Genomic DNA, 22,151 nt, shown 5'->3' with positions numbered 1-22,151 from the left:
ATGATTGTTATAATGTGGGTATACTTGCCAAGATAAGTTTAGTTAACCGAAAATGAGATCTTTTTGAAGACTCGTTTTCTTTTTGTCTTTCGAAATCATACACTATTTGTATGATTTTGCAAAGACCTAATATCGCTTTATTGAGGGGTGAATGAGTTGACAGGTCAACTAGTTCAGTATGGACAACACCGCCAGCGTAGAAGCTTTGCGCGTATTAACGAGGTGCTTGAGCTTCCAAATCTGATTGAGATTCAAACGGCGTCTTACGAGTGGTTCCTTGAAGAAGGTTTACGTGAAATGTTCCGTGACATTTCGCCGATCGAGGACTTTACAGGCAATCTTTCATTAGAATTCATCGATTATTCATTAGGAGATCCTAAATATGATGTTGATGAGTGTAAAGAGCGAGATGTTACTTACGCAGCTCCATTACGTGTGAAAGTACGTCTTTACAACAAAGAAACAGACGAAGTGAAAGAACAGGATGTCTTCATGGGTGACTTCCCATTAATGACAGAGACAGGTACGTTCATTATCAATGGTGCTGAACGTGTTATCGTTTCACAATTAGTTCGTTCACCAAGTGTGTATTTCCATGATAAAACTGATAAAAACGGTAAGAAAGGTTTCGGAGCGACAGTTATTCCGAACCGTGGTGCTTGGTTAGAATATGAAACTGACGCGAAAGATGTAGTATACGTGCGTATTGATCGTACTCGTAAGCTACCAGTAACAGTGTTACTTCGTGCATTAGGCTTCGGTTCAGACCAAGAAATTATCGATATTATCGGTGATAACGAATATTTACGTAATACGTTAGAAAAAGATAACTCTGAAAGTACTGAAAAAGCACTTTTAGAAATCTATGAACGTTTACGTCCAGGTGAGCCACCAACAGTTGAAAGTGCGAAGAGTTTATTATACTCTCGTTTCTTCGATGCAAAACGCTATGATTTAGCGAATGTTGGTCGCTACAAAATGAATAAAAAGCTTCATATTAAAAATCGTTTATTTAACCAAACGATTGCTGAAACGCTTGTAGACCCAGAAACAGGCGAAATTTTAGTAGAGAAGGGTACAGTTCTTGATCGTCGTACTTTAGATAAAATCTTACCGTATTTAGAAGATTCATCAAAAGGGATCGGTTACCGCACTTTATCACAAGTTGGCGGAGTACTTGAAGACGATGTAACAATCCAGTCTATTAAAATTTATGCACCAAAAGATGAAGCGCAAAAAGAAATCAATATTATTAGTAATGCGTACATCGATGAAGAAGTGAAGAATATTACGCCTGCTGACGTATTATCTTCAGTAAGTTATTTCTTCAACTTACTTTACCAAGTAGGGGCAACAGATGATATCGACCACTTAGGTAACCGTCGTCTACGCTCTGTTGGTGAGCTTTTACAAAACCAATTCCGTATCGGTTTATCCCGTATGGAACGTGTAGTACGTGAGCGTATGTCTATTAACGATACAGCTGCGATTGTACCACAGCAATTAATTAATATTCGTCCGGTAATTGCGTCAATTAAAGAGTTCTTTGGTAGCTCTCAATTATCACAATTCATGGACCAAACAAACCCATTGGCAGAGTTAACGCATAAGCGTCGTCTATCTGCATTAGGACCTGGTGGTTTAACACGTGAGCGTGCTGGTTTCGAAGTACGTGACGTTCACTATTCTCACTATGGTCGTATGTGTCCAATCGAGACACCAGAGGGTCCAAACATTGGTTTAATCAACTCTTTATCTTCATTTGCCAAAGTAAATAAATTTGGATTCATTGAAACACCTTATCGTCGTATTGACCATGAAACAGGTCAAGTAACGGATCAAATTGATTACTTAACAGCAGATGAAGAAGATAACTACTATGTAGCACAAGCGAACTCACTATTAAATCCTGATGGTACATTTGCTAAAGACGAAGTAGTAGGTCGTTTCCGTGGGGACAATACAGTATTTAACAAATCGCAAATGGACTACATGGATGTATCTCCTAAACAAGTAGTGTCAGCTGCGACTGCATGTATCCCGTTCTTAGAAAACGATGACTCGAACCGTGCACTTATGGGTGCCAACATGCAACGTCAAGCAGTTCCTCTTCTTAACCCAGAAGCACCATTCGTTGGTACTGGTATGGAACACGTTGATGCGCGTGACTCAGGTGCGGCTGTAGTAGCGAAATATGATGGTATTGTTGAGCACGTTGAAGCTCGCTCTATCCGTGTTCGCCGCATTGAAGTCGTTGACGGTAAAGAGGTAAAAGGCGATTTAACAAAATATAAATTACAAAAATTCATTCGTTCTAACCAAGGTACTTCATACAACCAACGTCCACTTGTAAAAGTTGGCGAACGTGTGAAACCTCGTGACATTTTAGCAGACGGTCCATCTATGGAAAATGGTGAACTTGCTCTTGGTCGTAACGTACTTGTTGCGTTCATGACTTGGAACGGCTATAACTATGAGGATGCTGTTATCATGAGCGAACGCCTTGTAAAAGACGATGTTTATACATCTGTTCATATTGAAGAATATGAATCAGAGTCTCGTGATACAAAATTAGGACCTGAAGAAATCACTCGTGATATTCCAAACGTTGGGGAAGATGCGCTTCGTAACTTAGACGAACGCGGTATTATCCGCATCGGTGCAGAAGTACGTGATGGTGACATTCTTGTAGGTAAAGTAACACCTAAAGGGGTTACAGAATTAACTGCTGAAGAACGTTTATTACATGCTATCTTCGGTGAAAAAGCTCGTGAAGTTCGTGATACTTCATTACGTGTACCACATGGTGCTGGCGGTATTATTCTTGACGTTAAAGTATTTAACCGTGAAGATGGCGATGAATTACCACCGGGTGTTAACCAATTAGTTCGTGCTTACATTGTTCAAAAACGTAAAATTCGCGTAGGGGACAAAATGGCCGGACGTCACGGTAACAAAGGGGTTATCTCTCGTATCTTACCGGAAGAGGATATGCCATTCATGCCAGACGGTACTCCTGTTGATATCATGTTAAACCCACTTGGCGTACCTTCTCGTATGAACATCGGACAAGTTTTAGAGCTACACTTAGGTATGGCTTCTCGTTACTTAGGCGTTCATATGGCAACTCCAGTATTTGATGGTGCCAACGAGGAAGATGTTTGGGAAACGATGGAAGAAGCAGGTATGAACCGCGATGGTAAAACAATCCTGTATGATGGACGTTCAGGTGAACCATTCGATAACCGTGTATCAGTTGGTGTCATGTACATGATCAAACTTGCTCACATGGTTGATGATAAACTTCACGCACGTTCAACTGGTCCTTATTCACTTGTTACTCAACAGCCACTTGGTGGTAAAGCACAGTTCGGTGGACAACGCTTTGGTGAGATGGAAGTATGGGCACTTGAAGCATACGGTGCTGCTTACACACTTCAAGAAATCTTAACAGTTAAATCCGATGATGTTGTTGGTCGTGTGAAAACATACGAAGCAATCGTTAAAGGTGAAAGTGTACCAGAGCCAGGCGTTCCTGAATCATTCAAAGTATTGATTAAAGAACTTCAATCTCTTGGTATGGATGTGAAAATGTTAACAGTTAATGATGAAGAGGTAGAGCTTCGCGACTTAGACGAAGAAGAAGATCTTCAACCAGCTGACGCACTTAACATTGCACCACAGCAAGAAAAAGAAGAAGAGCCAGTAGAGTCTTTTGAATAATGGAAAACGTTAGTTCACACCTTTGTGAACACGGTCAAAGTTATTTTTCAAATTAGTCGGGCAGGATTTAATGCCCTGCCCGGCTTTTTCTTTCAATAAATCATTCTATTTTTAATCTTTTGCCAAAGAGACATGATTCTTGCAAACGATTATCGAGCTGCGTAAAAGAGTCTTTATAAAGACCTATACTAGAGGGAGGTAGGCTCCTTGATAGACGTTAATGAATTTGAATATATGAAAATCGGTTTAGCTTCTCCTGACAAGATCCGTTCTTGGTCATACGGTGAAGTCAAAAAACCTGAAACAATCAACTATCGTACTTTAAAACCAGAAAAAGATGGTTTATTCTGTGAGCGTATTTTCGGTCCAACTAAGGACTGGGAGTGTCATTGTGGTAAATACAAACGTGTACGCTATAAAGGCGTAGTTTGTGATCGTTGTGGAGTAGAAGTAACACGCGCCAAAGTTCGTCGTGAACGTATGGGCCACATCGAATTAGCAGCACCAGTATCTCATATCTGGTACTTCAAAGGTATTCCTAGCCGTATGGGTCTTATTTTAGATATGTCCCCACGTGCACTAGAAGAAGTAATTTACTTTGCTTCTTACGTTGTTATCGAACCAGGTGCTACAAACTTAGAAAGTAAGCAACTACTTTCTGAAAAAGAGTACCGTGCATATCGCGAAAAATTCGGCAACACATTCGAAGCATCTATGGGTGCGGAAGCAATTAAAAAATTATTAGGCAAAATTGATCTTGAAGATGAAACTTATTCTTTAAAAGAAGAGTTAAAATCAGCACAAGGTCAACGCCGTACACGTGCAATTAAACGTCTTGAAGTTGTTGAATCATTCCGTAACTCAGGTAACTCTCCTGAATGGATGATTTTAGATGTATTACCGGTTATTCCACCAGAGCTTCGTCCGATGGTGCAATTAGATGGTGGTCGTTTTGCAACTTCTGACTTAAATGATTTATATCGTCGTGTAATCAACCGTAATAACCGTTTAAAACGTTTACTAGACCTTGGTGCTCCAAGTATCATCGTACAAAACGAAAAACGTATGTTACAAGAAGCTGTTGATGCATTAATCGATAACGGTCGTCGTGGTCGTCCTGTAACAGGTCCTGGTAACCGTCCATTAAAATCACTTTCACATATGCTGAAAGGTAAACAAGGTCGTTTCCGTCAAAACTTACTTGGTAAACGTGTTGACTACTCTGGTCGTTCGGTTATCGTAGTAGGTCCAAACTTAAAAATGTATCAATGCGGTCTACCGAAAGAAATGGCAATTGAGCTATTTAAGCCTTTCGTAATGAAAGAGTTAGTAGAACGTGGTCTTGCTCATAATATTAAATCTGCTAAACGTAAAATCGAGCGTTTAAACAACGATGTATGGGACGTTTTAGAAGATGTAATTCGTGAGCATCCAGTATTACTAAACCGTGCACCTACGCTTCACCGTCTTGGTATTCAAGCGTTTGAACCAACACTAGTTGAGGGTCGTGCTATTCGTCTTCACCCATTAGTATGTACAGCTTATAACGCTGACTTCGATGGTGACCAAATGGCGGTTCACGTACCATTATCAGCAGAAGCACAAGCAGAAGCTCGTCTTCTAATGCTTGCTGCACAAAACATCCTGAACCCGAAAGACGGGAAACCGGTTGTAACACCATCTCAAGATATGGTATTAGGTAACTATTACTTAACACTTGAGCGTGAAACAGCTCGCGGCGAAGGAACAACTTTCTATGGACCAAACGAAGTATTAATTGCATATGATACAGGTCATGTACATTTGCATACTCGTATTGCGATTAAAGCAAGTTCGTTAAATAACCCAACATTTACTGAGGAACAAAATAATATGTTCCTATTAACGACTGTTGGTAAAGTAATCTTTAACGAAATCTTGCCTAAATCATTCCCATACATTAATGAGCCAACTGCATTCAACTTAGAACAAGAAACACCAGACAAATACTTTGTTAATTTAACAATTGATGAAGAAACGTTAAAAGAACTTGAAGCAGATGCTACTTATAATGGGCTTGATGAAAAAGGTAAAGTTGATGCACAACGCACAGCTGTACTGCATAAACACTTTGCATCAGTACCAGTTGTAAACCCATTCCGCAAAAAATTCTTAGGTAATATCATTGCTGAAGTATTTAAACGTTTCCACATCACTGAAACATCTAAAATGCTTGACCGCATGAAGAACTTAGGATTCAAATATTCAACACGTGCTGGTATCACTGTAGGTGTATCTGACATCGTCGTATTACCAGACAAAGGTGAAATTTTAGCGGTAGCTCAAGAAAAAGTAGATAAAGTTCAAGCGCAATTCCGTCGTGGTTTCATCACGGAAGAGGAGCGTTATGATCGCGTTATCTCAAGCTGGAGTGCTGCGAAAGATGAAATTCAATCAAAGCTGATGAAGTCGCTTGAGAAAACAAACCCAATCTTTATGATGTCTGACTCAGGTGCCCGTGGTAACGCATCTAACTTTACACAGTTAGCTGGTATGCGTGGTCTGATGGCCAACCCGGCTGGTCGTATCATCGAACTTCCAATTAAATCTTCATTCCGTGAAGGTTTAACGGTATTAGAGTACTTCATCTCAACTCACGGTGCTCGTAAAGGTCTTGCCGATACAGCCCTAAAAACTGCCGATTCAGGTTACTTAACACGTCGTCTTGTTGACGTAGCACAAGATGTTATCGTTCGTGAGGATGACTGTGGAACTGACCGTGGTTTAACAATCGGTGCGTTAATGGAAGGCACAGAGTTAATTGAAGCGTTAGATGAACGTATTATCGGTCGTCATACGAAGAAAACAATCATGCATCCAGAAACAGGTGAAGTTATCTTAGAAAAAGATGGCTTAATCGATCAAGATATCGCGCGTGCGGTTATCGAGATTGGTATCGAGGAAGTAACAATCCGTTCAGCATTCACATGTAATACAAAACATGGTGTATGTAAAAAATGTTACGGCATGAACTTAGCAACAGGTGAAGAGGTTGAAGTTGGAGAAGCAGTTGGTATTATTGCGGCTCAATCAATCGGTGAACCAGGTACACAATTAACAATGCGTACATTCCATACAGGTGGGGTTGCCGGGGATGATATTACACAAGGTCTTCCACGTATCCAAGAGATTTTTGAAGCACGTAATCCTAAAGGTCAATCAGTTATTTCTGATATCGCGGGTACTGTTTCAGACATCACTGAAATCCGCGAAGGTCTAAAAGAGATTACAATTGAAGGTGAAGTAGAAACACGTAAATACGCAGCACCTTACAATGCTCGTCTAAAAGTACAAGAAGGCGACTTTGTAGAACGTGGTCAAGTATTAACAGAAGGTTCTATTGATCCAAAACAATTATTAAAAGTTAAAGACGTTTCAACAGTTCAAGAATACCTGTTAAAAGAAGTACAAAAAGTATACCGTATGCAAGGGGTAGAAATTGGAGACAAACATATCGAGGTAATGGTTCGCCAAATGCTTCGTAAAGTTCGTGTAATCGAAGCTGGTGATACAGAATTATTACCAGGCTCATTACTAGATATTCACCAATTCTCAGAAGCAAATGCAGATGCTGTGCTAAATGGCAAAAACCCTGCAACTTGTCGTCCTGTTATCCTAGGTATTACAAAAGCGTCTCTTGAAACAGAATCATTCTTATCCGCTGCATCATTCCAAGAAACAACTCGTGTGTTAACGGATGCTGCTATTAAAGGAAAACGTGATGAACTTCTTGGTCTGAAGGAAAACGTAATTATCGGTAAACTTGTTCCTGCAGGTACTGGTATGCAACGTTACCGTCAAATCCGTATTGAAAAAGATGAGCTTGACACAGAAGACCTAATTTCTGCTGAATAATCATTAAAATAAGTGCCGAAGAGATGTATTTTAATCATCTCTTCGGGCTTTTTAAAGATATTAGTTGACAGTCGAAATTGGTAATGATAATATATTGAAGGTTGATAGTTAACTGTCTGTACTTCGGAGGATATGAAAATGTCTTATGATAGAGTAAGGGATAGTCAAACAATCATAGGTACAAAGCAAGCAGTAAAAGCAATGCAAGCTGGTTCAGTGAAAGAACTTTTTGTGGCACTTGATGCAGACAATTGGGTAACCGATTCGGCCATATCTTTCGCGAGAGAAATCGGTATACCAGTTATTCTTGTTGAGTCCAAAAAGGAACTGGGCAAGGCCTGTGGAATCCACGTTGGAGCTGCGGTAGTTGCGATCACTGTAGAGTAGTTTTTGTGTATTGAACACAAAGACTTTGTTTTTACCCAAAAAATGAACCACCTGGATGTGTGGTATTAACAAGGAATAAATGAAGGGAGGAAATACCGATGCCTACAATTAACCAATTAGTACGTAAGCCTCGTCAATCTAAAATCACGAAATCAAAATCACCAGCGTTAAACAAAGGATATAACTCATTTAAAAAATCTTTAACTGATGTTAAATCTCCACAAAAACGCGGTGTTTGTACTCGTGTAGGTACAATGACACCTCGTAAACCAAACTCAGCGTTACGTAAATACGCTCGTGTACGTTTAACTAACCAAATTGAGGTTACAGCTTATATCCCAGGTGAAGGCCACAACTTACAAGAGCACAGTGTTGTTCTTATCCGTGGCGGACGCGTAAAAGACTTAGCGGGTGTTCGTTACCATATCGTACGTGGTGCTCTTGATACAGCTGGTGTAAACGGTCGTTTACAATCACGTTCTAAATACGGAACAAAACGCCCTAAAGAAAAAAAATAATTTAACATTATTGAGCGTTGCTTAATAATGGACGTGAAGTAGTAGTCGCAAATTTCCAACCTTCCTAGCAGATTGGAAATTTGCCTGGCAACTATGACAAGGTAATTCTTATAAAATAAATCGATAATTATTCGAAAGGAGGAAAACACATGCCTCGTAAAGGTCCTGTTTCCAAACGTGACGTGTTACCAGATCCAATTTATAGTTCAAAACTAGTAACTCGTTTAATTAATAAAATGATGGTTGATGGTAAAAGAGGTACTTCTCAAAAGATTTTATACGGTGCGTTCGATCTAGTTAAAGAACGTTCTGGTGAAAATCCAATTGAAGTATTCGAAGCTGCTCTAAACAACGTAATGCCAGTTCTTGAAGTTCGTGCTCGCCGTGTTGGTGGTTCTAACTACCAAGTGCCAGTAGAAGTACGTCCAGAACGTCGTACAACTTTAGGTCTTCGTTACCTAGTTAACTACGCTCGTCTTCGTGGTGAAAAAACAATGGAAGAGCGTTTAGCTAACGAAATCCTTGATGCTTCTAACAACACTGGTGCATCAGTTAAAAAGCGTGAAGATATGCACAAAATGGCAGAAGCGAACAAAGCATTCGCTCACTACCGTTGGTAATCTAAACATCGCATAAGCCCAATATGGAAGGAGAAATACCTTATGAAACGCGAATTCTCTCTTGAGAATACTCGTAATATTGGGATCATGGCTCACATTGATGCTGGTAAAACAACAACTACTGAGCGTATCCTTTATTACACAGGTAAGATTCACAAAATCGGTGAAACTCACGAAGGCGCTTCTCAAATGGACTGGATGGAGCAAGAGCAAGAACGTGGTATCACAATCACTTCTGCTGCAACAACAGCTCAATGGGACGGCCACCGTGTAAACATCATCGATACTCCTGGACACGTAGACTTCACTGTAGAAGTTGAACGTTCATTACGCGTACTTGATGGTGCTGTAACAGTTCTTGATGCTCAATCTGGTGTTGAACCTCAAACTGAAACAGTATGGCGTCAAGCTACAACTTACGGCGTTCCACGTATCGTGTTCATTAACAAAATGGATAAAACAGGAGCAGATTTCCTATATTCTGTAGGAACTCTACACGAACGTTTACAAGCAAACGCTCATCCTATCCAATTACCTATCGGAGCTGAAGATCAGTTCTCAGCAATCATTGACTTAGTTGAAATGAAAGCTACTTTCTACGGCGACGAAAAAGGTACAGCAGTAACTGAAGGTGAAATTCCTGAAGAACACCGCGCACAAGCTGAAGAATACCGTGAAAAATTAATCGATGCTGTTGCAAGTGTTGATGAAGAAATCATGGAAAAATATTTAGAAGGTGAAGAAATTTCTGTTGCTGAACTTAAAGCGGCTATCCGTCGTGCTACGATCGCAGTAGAATTTTACCCAGTAATCTGTGGTACAGCATTCAAACACAAAGGCGTACGCCCAATGTTAGATGCAGTTATCGATTACTTACCATCTCCATTAGATGTACCAGCAATCAAAGGTACTGATGTTGATGGTGACGAGGAATTAGAACGTCATTCTTCAGATGAGGAGCCATTCTCAGCTCTTGCATTTAAAGTTATGACTGACCCATTCGTAGGTAAATTAACTTTCTTCCGTGTGTATTCTGGAACTTTAGAATCAGGTTCATACGTACAAAACTCTTCTAAAGGTAAACGTGAACGCGTAGGCCGTATCCTACAAATGCACGCAAACTCTCGTGAAGAGATTTCTAAAGTATTCGCTGGGGACATCGCAGCAGCAGTAGGTCTTAAAGATACTACTACTGGTGATACTCTATGTGACGAGAAAAACCTAGTTATTCTTGAATCAATGGAATTCCCTGAGCCAGTAATTTCTCTTTCTGTAGAACCAAAATCAAAAGCTGACCAAGATAAAATGGGTCAAGCTTTACAAAAACTTCAAGAAGAGGATCCAACTTTCCGTGCTCATACTGACACAGAAACTGGTCAAACAATCATCTCAGGTATGGGTGAGCTTCACCTTGATATCTTAGTTGACCGTATGCGCCGTGAATTTAAAGTAGAAGCTAACGTAGGTGCTCCAATGGTATCTTACCGTGAAACATTCCGTAGCTCTGCAAAAGTTCAAGGTAAATTCACTCGCCAATCTGGTGGTCGTGGACAATACGGAGACGTAACGATTGAGTTCTCTCCAAATGAAGAAGGTAAAGGCTTTGAATTCGAAAACGCTATCGTTGGTGGTGTAGTACCTCGTGAATACATTCCTGCAGTAGAAGCTGGTCTTCGTGACTCTCTTGACCGCGGTGTAGTAGCTGGTTACCCACTTATCGACATTAAAGCGAAATTAGTATTCGGTTCTTACCATGACGTTGACTCGAATGAGATGGCGTTCAAAATCGCTGCATCTATGGCTCTTAAAGAAGCTTCGAAGCAATGTGATGCAGTTATTTTAGAACCAATGATGAAAGTAGAAGTTGTAATTCCAGAAGAATACCTTGGTGATATCATGGGTAACATTACTTCTCGTCGCGGACGCGTAGAGGGTATGGAAGCTCGCGGTAACTCTCAAGTTGTTCGTGCAATGGTTCCTTTAGCGGAAATGTTTGGTTATGCAACAACTCTTCGTTCAGCAACGCAAGGTCGTGGTGTATTCTCAATGACATTCGATCATTATGAAGAAGTACCAAAATCAATCGCTGCTGAAATCATCAAAAAAAATAAAGGTGAATAATTGAATTTTCATCTTGCATAAAGTATAACTAATTTGTAAGCTATGATTGTGGGATAGAGGATGGGCCCGTTCTCTATCAGCATTCATTCTATAAATTTTAAAATTAAAACATATAATTTTGAGGAGGCAATCTCTAATGGCTAAAGAAAAATTCGACCGTTCAAAAACGCATGCTAACATTGGTACAATCGGACACGTTGACCATGGTAAAACTACTTTAACTGCTGCTATCGCAACAGTTCTTTCTAAAAAAATGGGTGGGGAAGCTAAATCATACGCTGATATCGATAACGCTCCAGAAGAAAAAGAACGTGGTATTACAATCAATACTTCTCACGTAGAATATGAAACTGATACTCGTCACTATGCACACGTTGACTGCCCAGGACACGCTGACTATGTTAAAAACATGATCACTGGTGCTGCACAAATGGACGGCGGTATCTTAGTAGTATCTGCTGCTGATGGCCCAATGCCACAAACTCGTGAACACATCCTTTTATCTCGTCAAGTAGGTGTTCCTTACTTAGTAGTATTCATGAACAAATGTGATATGGTAGACGACGAAGAATTATTAGAATTAGTAGAAATGGAAATCCGTGACCTACTTTCTGAATATGACTTCCCAGGTGACGATCTTCCTGTAATCAAAGGTTCTGCTCTTAAAGCTCTTGAAGGCGAAGCAGAATGGGAAGAAAAAATCGTTGAATTAATGGACGCTGTAGATTCTTACATCCCAACTCCAGAACGTCAAACTGACAAACCATTCATGATGCCAGTAGAGGACGTATTCTCTATCACTGGTCGTGGTACAGTTGCAACTGGCCGTGTTGAACGTGGTCAAGTTAAAGTTGGTGACGTAATTGAAATCATCGGTATCACTGAAGAAGCTAAATCTACTACTGTAACTGGTGTAGAAATGTTCCGTAAATTATTAGACTACGCTGAAGCTGGTGACAACATCGGTGCTTTACTTCGTGGTGTAGCTCGTGAAGAAATCCAACGTGGTCAAGTATTAGCTAAACCAGGCTCAATCACTCCACACACTAACTTCAAAGCTGAAGTTTATGTTTTATCAAAAGAAGAGGGTGGCCGTCATACTCCATTCTTCTCTAACTACCGTCCTCAGTTCTACTTCCGTACAACTGACGTAACAGGTATCTGTAACTTACCAGAAGGCGTTGAAATGGTAATGCCTGGCGATAACATCGAAATGACAGTAGAACTTATCGCTCCAATCGCTCTTGAAGAAGGTACTAAATTCTCTATCCGTGAGGGTGGCCGTACTGTAGGCGCTGGCGTAGTTGCTTCTATCCAAAAATAATTTTAGCGCAAGCTAATTTTCAAACCAATCTGTAGGGACGCTTACAGATTGGTTTTTTTGTGTTAAAATATGTAAAGAATATTTGGTAATCTTAGTTGAATTAGATTATTTTATGTATACATAATGGGTGAAATACCGAAAAAATACAAATAGCGTTTTTTACACCGCTAGAGATGAAAGCTAATACCATCGGACGCCCCAGTCGGAACGGAAATCAGCCTCAGGTTATGACGATGAGCTTATTTAATACATATAAACATTTCATGAAAGGAGAATTTGCAAATGGAGATGAAAATATTGCTGATTGAAGACGATCCATCAATTTTCGAAATGATTCAGACACGTTTTGCACAATGGTCACTCCAAGTTGTAGGTCCTAAAGACTTTCAAAAGGTAATGGATGATTTTATTGAACAAAAGCCGCAGCTTGTATTGATTGACATTCAGCTTCCAGCCTATGATGGCTTTCATTGGTGTCGTGAAATACGTCATATCTCAAAGGTGCCAATTCTCTTTTTATCTTCACGAGACCACCCAATGGATATGGTTATGGCAATGCAAATGGGTGCGGATGACTTTGTACAAAAGCCTTTCCATATGGAAGTATTACTAGCAAAGGTACAAGCTATTTTACGCCGTACATATGATTATATAGAAGAATCCATGGATGTCACACGGTTTAATGGTGCAGTTATTGACTATGCACGCAGTGAAATTATGTATGGAGGTAACCTTGCTTCGCTAACAAAAAATGAACTCTTTATTTTACGCATTTTAGTGGAGAAGGCCGATCAAATAGTTTCTAGAGATGATTTAATGAGAAAGTTATGGGATGATGAGCGCTTTGTCAATGATAATACATTGTCGGTAAATGTTAATCGATTACGCACTAAGCTAGAGGATATAGGTTTACAAGAAGCGATTTTAACTAAAAAGGGACTTGGTTATATGGCTGTAACACAAGGGACGTGAGTGACAATGCTAATTCTATTTTTAAGAGAACGGCTCGCTTGGATAGGCTTTTTCGCTTTTATCATCGTTATGATCAATGTTTTATTTTCTTTAGACGCTGGATTAGAGGGAATATCTATTTGGTATATGAATGTTAGTGTGCTTATTAGTTTTATGGTCTTTCTTATTTGGCGATATATACTAGAAGTAAGGCAGCTAAAGGATTTCCTGGGAAATGTGGAAAGTCAACTCGATGATGTGCATAGCAATAGTATGTCGTTATCACCTTTTCAAACAGCATACCTGACGAAAATTGAAGATGTTTTTTACGACAAGAACACAGAGTTAAATCAAGCGAAGGTACAGCTGCAGGAATATTCGGATGAACTCCTAGCGTGGGTTCATGAAGTAAAGGCACCTTTGACTTCAATTAATTTAATGCTGGATCACGTAGAAGATTTGACACTACGTCGTAAATTGGAGACTGAGTGGTTAAGACTACATTTATTAGTTGATCAGCAGCTGCACCAAACACGTTTAGCTTCTATTGAAAAAGATAATTATATGTCAGAGGTCGAGTTAAGAACTGTGGTCTATAAGGAAATAAGAGCTATGCAGGCATGGTGTATTGAAAAAGGTATTGGTTTCGATGTTGCAGAGTTAACAGAGGCAGTGATGACGGATGGTAAATGGTTAGCCTTTATAATCCGACAAATTCTGTCTAATGCCATTAAATATAGTCCTACAAACTCAGAGGTATCGATTTTTACGGAAGTAGATGTAACTGGAGCAACACTACTACATATAAAAGATGCAGGTGTTGGCATTCGTAAGGAGGATCTACCTCGAATTTTTTATAAATCGTATACTGGGACAGCCGGAAGAGAATCAGCACAATCGACAGGTATGGGCTTATATTTAGCCTATAATGTGGCGCAGAAAATCGGTGTTCGTATTACTGTTCAATCCAGTGTTGGTGAAGGCTCGATATTTACATTGCGTTTTCCATTGCAAAATGAATATGTCAAACTAACAGGTAGATGACGAAATTGTCACCTACCTTTTTATATTGTCATGTAAAACGCACGAATTAACGACATAGACAGGGTACACTTGAACTATAGAAAGGGGCGTTTACAAGTGGCGGTTTTAATTGGTCGTAAAGTAAAAAAAGTATATGGTAAAAAATCAACAGCCCAAGAGGTGTTAAAGGGTATTGATGTAGAAGTGAATCAAGGTGAATTTGTTGGCATTATGGGACCTTCAGGCTCTGGGAAGACAACACTCTTAAATGTTCTGTGTTCAATTGACTTTGCAACTGAAGGTGTTATTGAAATAAATGGTCAAAACTTACGTGGTATGAAGGAGAAGGCGTTAGCTAATTTCCGTCGTGAACAATTGGGATTCATTTTCCAAGATTATAATTTATTAGATACACTAACGGTGAAAGAAAATATTTTACTACCATTAGCTATTGGGAGGCTACCAAAGGCTGTTGCAGAGAGCCGTGTAAAGGAGCTTACACATTTATTAGGTATTGCTGAGATTTTAAATAAATATCCAAACGAAATATCAGGTGGTCAAAAGCAACGTACATCAGCGGCTCGGGCACTAATTACAAATCCTTCGCTTGTATTTGCTGATGAACCTACAGGCGCACTTGATTCAAAATCAGCTACTGCACTTTTAAAAAATCTACAAAGTATTAATGAGTCAAAAAAAGCAACGATTATGATGGTTACGCATGATGCAGTAGCAGCGAGTTTTTGTACACGTGTTTTATTTTTGAAGGACGGGCTTATTTATAGTGAGCTATATAAAGGAGATAAAACGAGACAAGCATTTTTTCAAGAGATCATGCATACGCAAAGTGTGCTAGGCGGTGACGGCTATGAGTCTTAGTAAACTCGTACTACGCAGTATGAAGAAAAATATGAAGCATTATTATTTATATTTTTTCGCACTTATTTTTAGTGTTACTTTATATTTTTCTTTTGTGACATTGCAAAATAATGCTGAAGTGTTGGCTACAGTAGACAAGAGCGGTACCGCCAAAGCGGGATTTGCTGCGGCAACCTATATGCTGTACTTTATTGTCTTGTTTTTCGTCCTATATGCCAACCATCTATTTATGAAGCGTCGCAGTAAGGAAATAGGCTTGTATCAGCTAATAGGGATGACAAAGGGGCTCATCGTACGCTTATTAGCGGTAGAAAGTATCCTCTTATTTGTAGGAGCAATCGTTTTAGGGATGCTTGCAGGGTTCTTTAGTTCGCGCTTATTTGCAATGATATTACTGCGGGTACTCGAAAAAGAGGCGCTTGTGACGATGACATTTAGTACAGAGGCATTACAGCAGTCTATCGTAGTATTTGCCATTCTGCTAGTAATTGTACTTGTGCAAATGGCTTGGATGATTTATCGCGTATCATTACTATCATTATTCAGTGCTTCCAAGCAAGCCGATGAGCGCGTAAAGCGTTTCAACCCATTACAAATGGTTATTGGTTTTTTAGGACTTGTATTTATTGCATATGGCTACTATGCATCAACGAAGCTTTTCGATATTAACTCTCAGGGTAATTTAACGCTTAATATGATTATTATTTTAACAACTACCATTGGTGGAACATTCCTTGTTTTCCGTTTCTCTGTAGCATTTATTATAAATTCAATTCGTCTTAAGAAAAATGGACATTTAACTGTCCGTGATGTATTAGCATTAACACCGATTATGCATCGTATGAAAGGCAATGCGAAATCCTTAACGCTTATTACGGTTTTAACGGGTTTTTCACTTGGGCTTACAACTTTAGCATATATTTCGTATTATTCATCAGAATCGTCGGCATATAGCCAAGTGCCTGGTGATTATGTATTACTTGAAGATAAGGGCCAGGAATTTTTAAAGAAGCTAGAAGAAAATAATATTGCTTTTGATAAAAGAGATTACCGATTACAGAGCGTTTCAGCTTCGTTTACACAATTATTATCTGATAGTCAGCAAAATGAGGATAATCCCCTTTTTGGTTTAGATGGAATCATTTATACAATTCCACTTTCTGATTATCAACAATTAGTTCCTGAAGCTTCCGTTTCGGATAATGATGTTATATTAACAAACTATGGTGGTTATATGGCAGAGATGTTTCCGCTTGAAAAGGATCGTGATGTAGTTGTCACACCAAGAGGTCCAGAGGGGACTAAGGAAGAAACGCTTCATGTTAAAGAGGTTCGAGATGAAAGTATTATAAGTGGTACTGTGACTTCTGGGCCGGGGGGGCCAATTTTTGTAGTTCCAGATGCACTGTTTGAAAAGTTAGCTGCTCATGATGTACCTGATATGTGGCAAAATCAAACTACTATAAATCTAAAGAATAAAAGTGATTTAGCTCTAGCAGAGAAATTATATATGCAATCAAATGGCGAAAACTTTATACAATCCTATGAAGAAGAGCGTAAGGTGAATATCGAAACGTTAGGAATAACGATATTTACAGTAGCATTTTTAGGCTTAGCGTTTTTAATGACAACAGGTAGTATTTTATACTTTAAACAAATGTCTGAGGCTGAAGAGGAGCGAGGTTCTTATACGATATTAAGAAAGATTGGCTTTGCTGAAAAAGATATTATGAAAGGCATATATATGAAACAAGCTTTTAATTTTGGTGTTCCATTAATAATAGGGCTGCTCCATAGTTACTTTGCTGTAAAGTCGGGCTGGTTTTTATTCGGCTCAGAGTTAACTGCGCCATTGTGGATTGCTATGAGCTGCTATATAGCGTTATACGCTATCTTCGCTATACTTTCCGTTGGCTATTATAAAAAAGTCATTCGTGAATCATTATAATAGGAAGAAACCTAAAAGCAGTATGATTATTTAAGATCATACTGTTTTTTTGTCGTTTAAATTAGGAAGATTATTATAGGGGCATAAAAATATCTTGACTTTCAATTATTAGACGGTTAAAGTTTAACGTATTAGTAATCTAGTGTACGAAAGTGAAGTGTTGAAATGAACGCAGTAATTGTGGCAGTAGCTGTCATGTTAATATTAAGCTTGCTCCGTATCAATGTTGTTCTTTCTCTTGTGTTGGGGGCCTTTGCGGGAGGTCTAACAAGTGGCATGGGCATTGAAGCAACTGTAAAATCATTTACAGAAGGATTAGGAGCAGGGGCAACTATTGCTTTAAGCTATGGGTTGCTTGGTGGTTTTGCTATCGCCATTTCAAAAACAGGAATTCCTGAATTAATGATTGCAGGGATTTTAAAGATATTAAATAAAAACGGTACAAGTAATCGAAAAGGTTTAATGAAGGTTTTAATTTTCCTACTGATCTTTATGATGTCTATTTTCTCACAAAACGCAATTCCAATTCATATAGCCTTTATCCCACTATTGATCCCTCCGATTTTAAAGGTATTAAATATGCTAGAGGTAGACCGACGAATTATCGCTACATTAATTGCTGTTGGTTTAATAGGGACGTATAGTTTCGTACCTGCTGGCTTCGGAGCAATTTTCCAAGATATCGTTTCTACTCAAGTAACCAAGGCAGGTATGGAAGCATCTTCACGTGATGTACCAGTAGCGATGGCTATACCCGTTCTGGGGATGTTAATTGGATTATGTGTAGCCTTTTTCGTATATCGAAAACCTCGACAATATCAAAACAATGATATTGAGACAGAATCTTTAAATGTTCATGTCAGTAAGTTCGTTATTTTTTCTACGACTGTGGCTTTAATTGTCTCTCTAGGTGCACAAATTTATACAGGTTCGATGATTGTAGGTGCTTTTGCAGGAATTATGATGATGTATTTTACTGGTGCCCTTAAATGGAAAGAGGCAGATGAGATTCTTTCAGAGGGAATGAAGATGATGGCCTTTATTGGTTTTGTTATGATCGCTGCAAATGGTTTTGCATCTGTTATTAACGCTACGGGTCATGTAGATAGCTTAATTTTAAACTCTTTAACAATTCTTCAAGGAAATAAGAGTCTAGCTATATTGATTATGTTGGTCATTGGTTTAATTGTGACGATGGGAATCGGATCTTCCTTTGCGACGGTACCTATCATCGCGACCTTATTTGTTCCTCTTGCACAAGGGTTAGGAATGAGTCCTTTGGCGATTATTTGTCTAATAGGTACAGCAGGTGCTTTAGGTGATGCAGGCTCTCCTGCTTCAGATTCTACTCTTGGACCAACTGCGGGTTTAAATGTAGATGGACAGCATAATCACATTTGGGATACATGTGTGCCAACATTTATTTTTATTAACATCCCACTTATTATATTTGGCTGGATTGCATGTGTGTTTTTCTTATAAGTAATAGAAAGAGCAGTTTCTAACTATTAGAGGCTGCTTTTTTTATTGTCATTATGAAATTATAGATTCTTAATGGTGGCATAATTAAGTGCATCGTTTTCGTCTAGGATAAAGTGCATCATCTACAAATTGAGTTCACCAGTGCTTTAGCGAACACGTTCTTGCAGCTGATTATTGTTAGAAATATTCGAAAACGTTGATATAACAACCTTATGTGTTGCAATGTTCATGGGAATTTTATATACTAGTAAACGGCTTAGATAAGCGAGAAATATTAGTAGTAAGAATATCTGCAACATTTAAAAGAATTTAGCGAAAAGCCTTGCTTATTCTTTTTTTATTGTGTATAATGTTGAATGTTGGTCTTTGACTGCGATGAAACGAGAGGTTGCCGACACACCCGGCCGCTTTGCCATGGCGGTGTGTGGGAAAATTTTCGTGGAGAATGTCTAGAAAATAGGCGAGAAGGAGGGAAAATAATGGCAAAACAAAAGATTCGTATTCGTTTAAAAGCGTATGATCACCGTATTTTAGATCAATCTGCTGAGAAAATTGTGGAAACTGCAAAACGTTCAGGTGCAAGTGTATCAGGTCCGATTCCACTTCCAACTGAGAAGTCTGTGTACACAATTCTTCGTGCTGTTCACAAGTATAAAGATTCTCGTGAACAATTCGAAATGCGTACGCATAAACGTCTGATCGATATCGTTAACCCAACACCACAAACTGTTGATGCGTTAATGAAACTTGATTTACCATCTGGCGTTGATATCGAAATCAAACTTTAATGGTAAAAAATATAACTTTTTTAAAACTTACAGGAGGTGTGACAAATGACTAAAGGAATCTTAGGTAGAAAAATTGGTATGACACAAGTTTTCGCTGAAAACGGCGATTTAATCCCGGTAACAGTTATCGAGGCTGCTCCAAACGTAGTACTTCAAAAGAAAACTGTTGAAACAGACGGCTACGAAGCTATCCAAGTTGGTTTTGAAGACAAGCGTGTTAAGCTTTCTAACAAACCAGAACAAGGTCACGTAGCAAAAGCGAACACTGCTCCTAAGCGCTTCATCCGTGAATTCCGCAACGTAAACGTTGGAGAATACGAAGTTGGTCAAGAAGTCAAAGTAGAAATTTTCGCAGAAGGCGATGTAATTGATGTAACAGGTGTTACTAAAGGTAAAGGTTTCCAAGGTGTAATTAAACGCCATGGTCAATCTCGTGGTCCTATGGCCCACGGTTCTCGTTACCACCGTCGTCCTGGTTCAATGGGTCCAGTTGCTCCGAACCGCGTATTCAAACAAAAGAAATTACCTGGTCAAATGGGTGGCACTGTAGTTACAATCCAAAACTTAGAAATCGTGAAAGTTGATGCGGAACGTAACTTACTACTTGTTAAAGGTAATGTTCCTGGTTCTAAAAAAGCTCTAGTTACAGTTAAAACTGCAATTAAAGCTAAGTAATCACCTAAGGAAAGGAGGAAACAGGAATGACAAAAGTATCTGTACTTAGTCAAACAGGTGCTTCAGTTGGTGAAATCGAATTAAACGATGCGATTTTTGGAATCGAGCCAAATGAAGCAGTATTATTCGACGCTGTAGTAGCTCAACGTGCTTCTCTTCGTCAAGGTAATCACAAGGTTAAAAACCGTTCTGAAGTTGCTGGTGGTGGTCGTAAACCATGGCGTCAAAAAGGAACTGGTCGTGCTCGTCAAGGTTCTATCCGTTCTCCACAATGGCGCGGTGGTGGTATCGTATTCGGTCCAACTCCACGTAGCTACTCTTATAAATTACCGAAAAAAGTTCGCCGCTTAGCTCTTAAATCAGCTTTATCAGCTAAAGTAGTAGAACAAAACTTCTTAGTTCTTGATGCTCTTACATTAGCAGCACCAAAAACAAAAGAATTCACAAAAATTCTTAAAGATCTTTCTTTAGAGAAAAAATCTTTATTCGTAACTGCTGACCTAGATGAAAACGTAGCATTATCTGCTCGTAACATCCCTGGTGTAACAGTTTTAACTGCAAATGGAATCAACGTTCTTGATCTATTAGGTCATGAAAAAGTTGTATTCACAAAATCTGCAGTAGAAAAAGTTGAGGAGGTGCTTGGATAATGGAAGCACGTGATATTTTAAAACGTCCGGTCATTACTGAGCGTTCTTCAGAACTTATGGCAGAGAAAAAGTATACTTTCGAAGTAGACACTCGCGCTAACAAAACTCAAGTAAAAGACGCTGTAGAAGAAATCTTTGGTGTAACAGTTGAGAAAGTAAACGTTCTTAACTACAAAGGTAAATTCAAACGCGTAGGCCGTTACGGTGGTTACACTAACAAACGTCGTAAAGCGATTGTTAAATTAACTGCTGATAGCAAAGAAATCGAATTATTCGAAATGTAATCCTTTATGGATTTATGATTTGAACAATCAAGAAGGAGGGAAACACAATGGCGATTAAAAAGTATAAACCTACCTCTAATGGTCGTCGTAATATGACGTCTTTAGACTTTGCGGAAATTACAACTAACAAGCCTGAGAAATCATTGCTTGAACCAACTAAACGCAAAGCTGGTCGTAACAACCAAGGTAAAATCACTGTTCGTCATCATGGCGGTGGACATAAGAAGCAATACCGTGTTATCGATTTCAAACGTGTAAAAGATGGCATTCCGGCTAAAGTTGCTACTATTGAATATGATCCAAACCGTTCTGCGAATATCGCATTAATCAACTACGCTGATGGAGCAAAAGCTTACATCTTAGCACCAAAAGGTCTAGAGGTTGGTCAAACAATCGTATCTGGTCCAGATGCTGATATTAAAGTAGGTAACGCATTACCATTAGCAAACATTCCAATGGGTACTACAATCCATAACATCGAGTTAAAACCTGGTAAAGGTGGACAATTAGTACGTTCTGCAGGTACTTCTGCTCAAGTACTTGGTCGTGAAGACAAATACGTAATCGTTCGTCTACAATCTGGTGAAGTACGTTTAGTGTTAGCTACTTGCCGCGCTACAATCGGTCAAGTTGGTAACGAACAACACGAACTAGTACACATCGGTAAAGCAGGTCGTAGCCGTTGGTTAGGTAAACGCCCAGAAGTTCGTGGTTCTGTAATGAACCCTAACGATCACCCACACGGCGGTGGTGAAGGACGTTCTCCAATCGGACGTAAATCACCGATGACTCCTTGGGGTAAACCAGCACTTGGTTACAAAACTCGCAAGAAGAAAAACAAATCGGATAAATTCATCATCCGTAGTCGTAAAAAATAAAGTGGT

General features: G+C 39.2%; 17 protein-coding genes. All 17 read left to right on the top strand.

The features are described from left to right. Positions 1–147: 147 nt before the first annotated feature. Positions 148–3,723, top strand: coding sequence for a DNA-directed RNA polymerase subunit beta (gene rpoB / locus ABH966_RS09335; protein ID WP_370077739.1), 3,576 nt, complete (start codon positions 148–150; stop codon positions 3,721–3,723). A gap of 207 nt (positions 3,724–3,930) precedes the next feature. Continuing rightward, positions 3,931–7,617 carry a DNA-directed RNA polymerase subunit beta' gene (rpoC, locus tag ABH966_RS09330; protein WP_370077737.1) on the top strand — a complete coding sequence of 1,229 codons (3,687 nt, stop codon included), beginning with the start codon at positions 3,931–3,933 and terminating at the stop codon, positions 7,615–7,617. Between the two features lie 138 nt (positions 7,618–7,755). Beyond that, positions 7,756–8,004: a ribosomal L7Ae/L30e/S12e/Gadd45 family protein gene (locus tag ABH966_RS09325; RefSeq protein WP_142509905.1), complete on the top strand. Its 249-nt coding sequence runs from the start codon at positions 7,756–7,758 to the stop codon at positions 8,002–8,004. 98 nt (positions 8,005–8,102) lie between these two features. Continuing rightward, positions 8,103–8,522 carry a 30S ribosomal protein S12 gene (rpsL, locus tag ABH966_RS09320; RefSeq protein WP_010860613.1) on the top strand — a complete coding sequence of 140 codons (420 nt, stop codon included), beginning with the start codon at positions 8,103–8,105 and terminating at the stop codon, positions 8,520–8,522. Between the two features lie 149 nt (positions 8,523–8,671). Beyond that, entirely contained in the window at positions 8,672–9,142 is a 471-nt protein-coding gene (gene rpsG, locus ABH966_RS09315; protein WP_100542814.1) for a 30S ribosomal protein S7, read from the top strand. 42 nt (positions 9,143–9,184) lie between these two features. Next, the gene (gene fusA / locus ABH966_RS09310; RefSeq protein ID WP_370077734.1) at positions 9,185–11,263 is read left to right on the top strand and encodes an elongation factor G; all 2,079 of its coding nucleotides are present in this window, start codon (positions 9,185–9,187) and stop codon (positions 11,261–11,263) included. 136 nt (positions 11,264–11,399) lie between these two features. Continuing rightward, the gene (tuf, locus tag ABH966_RS09305; RefSeq protein WP_370077732.1) at positions 11,400–12,587 is read left to right on the top strand and encodes an elongation factor Tu; all 1,188 of its coding nucleotides are present in this window, start codon (positions 11,400–11,402) and stop codon (positions 12,585–12,587) included. A gap of 288 nt (positions 12,588–12,875) precedes the next feature. Next, the gene (locus tag ABH966_RS09300) at positions 12,876–13,559 is read left to right on the top strand and encodes a response regulator transcription factor (protein WP_370077965.1); all 684 of its coding nucleotides are present in this window, start codon (positions 12,876–12,878) and stop codon (positions 13,557–13,559) included. Between the two features lie 6 nt (positions 13,560–13,565). Next, on the top strand, positions 13,566–14,582 hold the full coding sequence (locus ABH966_RS09295; protein WP_370077730.1) for a sensor histidine kinase: 1,017 nt from the start codon (positions 13,566–13,568) through the stop codon (positions 14,580–14,582). Between the two features lie 96 nt (positions 14,583–14,678). Continuing rightward, positions 14,679–15,440: an ABC transporter ATP-binding protein gene (locus ABH966_RS09290; RefSeq protein ID WP_370077728.1), complete on the top strand. Its 762-nt coding sequence runs from the start codon at positions 14,679–14,681 to the stop codon at positions 15,438–15,440. Continuing rightward, a complete protein-coding gene (locus tag ABH966_RS09285; RefSeq protein ID WP_370077726.1) occupies positions 15,430–17,388 on the top strand; it encodes an FtsX-like permease family protein in 1,959 nt (652 codons plus the stop codon). Before ABH966_RS09290 ends, ABH966_RS09285 begins: the two co-directional genes overlap by 11 nt. Before the next feature lie 165 nt (positions 17,389–17,553). After that, the gene (locus ABH966_RS09280; protein WP_370077724.1) at positions 17,554–18,870 is read left to right on the top strand and encodes a Na+/H+ antiporter family protein; all 1,317 of its coding nucleotides are present in this window, start codon (positions 17,554–17,556) and stop codon (positions 18,868–18,870) included. Between the two features lie 479 nt (positions 18,871–19,349). Next, the gene (rpsJ, locus tag ABH966_RS09275; RefSeq protein WP_004233624.1) at positions 19,350–19,658 is read left to right on the top strand and encodes a 30S ribosomal protein S10; all 309 of its coding nucleotides are present in this window, start codon (positions 19,350–19,352) and stop codon (positions 19,656–19,658) included. Between the two features lie 45 nt (positions 19,659–19,703). Then, a complete protein-coding gene (gene rplC, locus ABH966_RS09270; RefSeq protein ID WP_370077722.1) occupies positions 19,704–20,333 on the top strand; it encodes a 50S ribosomal protein L3 in 630 nt (209 codons plus the stop codon). A 26-nt stretch (positions 20,334–20,359) separates the two neighbouring features. Then, a complete protein-coding gene (gene rplD, locus ABH966_RS09265) occupies positions 20,360–20,983 on the top strand; it encodes a 50S ribosomal protein L4 (protein ID WP_012296062.1) in 624 nt (207 codons plus the stop codon). Beyond that, a complete protein-coding gene (gene rplW / locus ABH966_RS09260; protein WP_053482811.1) occupies positions 20,983–21,267 on the top strand; it encodes a 50S ribosomal protein L23 in 285 nt (94 codons plus the stop codon). The genes rplD and rplW overlap by 1 nt, the downstream gene beginning before the upstream one ends. 47 nt (positions 21,268–21,314) lie before the next feature. Continuing rightward, positions 21,315–22,145 carry a 50S ribosomal protein L2 gene (gene rplB / locus ABH966_RS09255; RefSeq protein ID WP_036124661.1) on the top strand — a complete coding sequence of 277 codons (831 nt, stop codon included), beginning with the start codon at positions 21,315–21,317 and terminating at the stop codon, positions 22,143–22,145. Positions 22,146–22,151: the final 6 nt, after the last annotated feature.

Origin of the sequence: Lysinibacillus sp. RC46, from assembly GCF_041262385.1 — a bacterium.
Lineage (GTDB): Bacteria > Bacillota > Bacilli > Bacillales_A > Planococcaceae > Lysinibacillus.
This window is presented reverse-complemented; position numbering and strand designations above follow the sequence as displayed.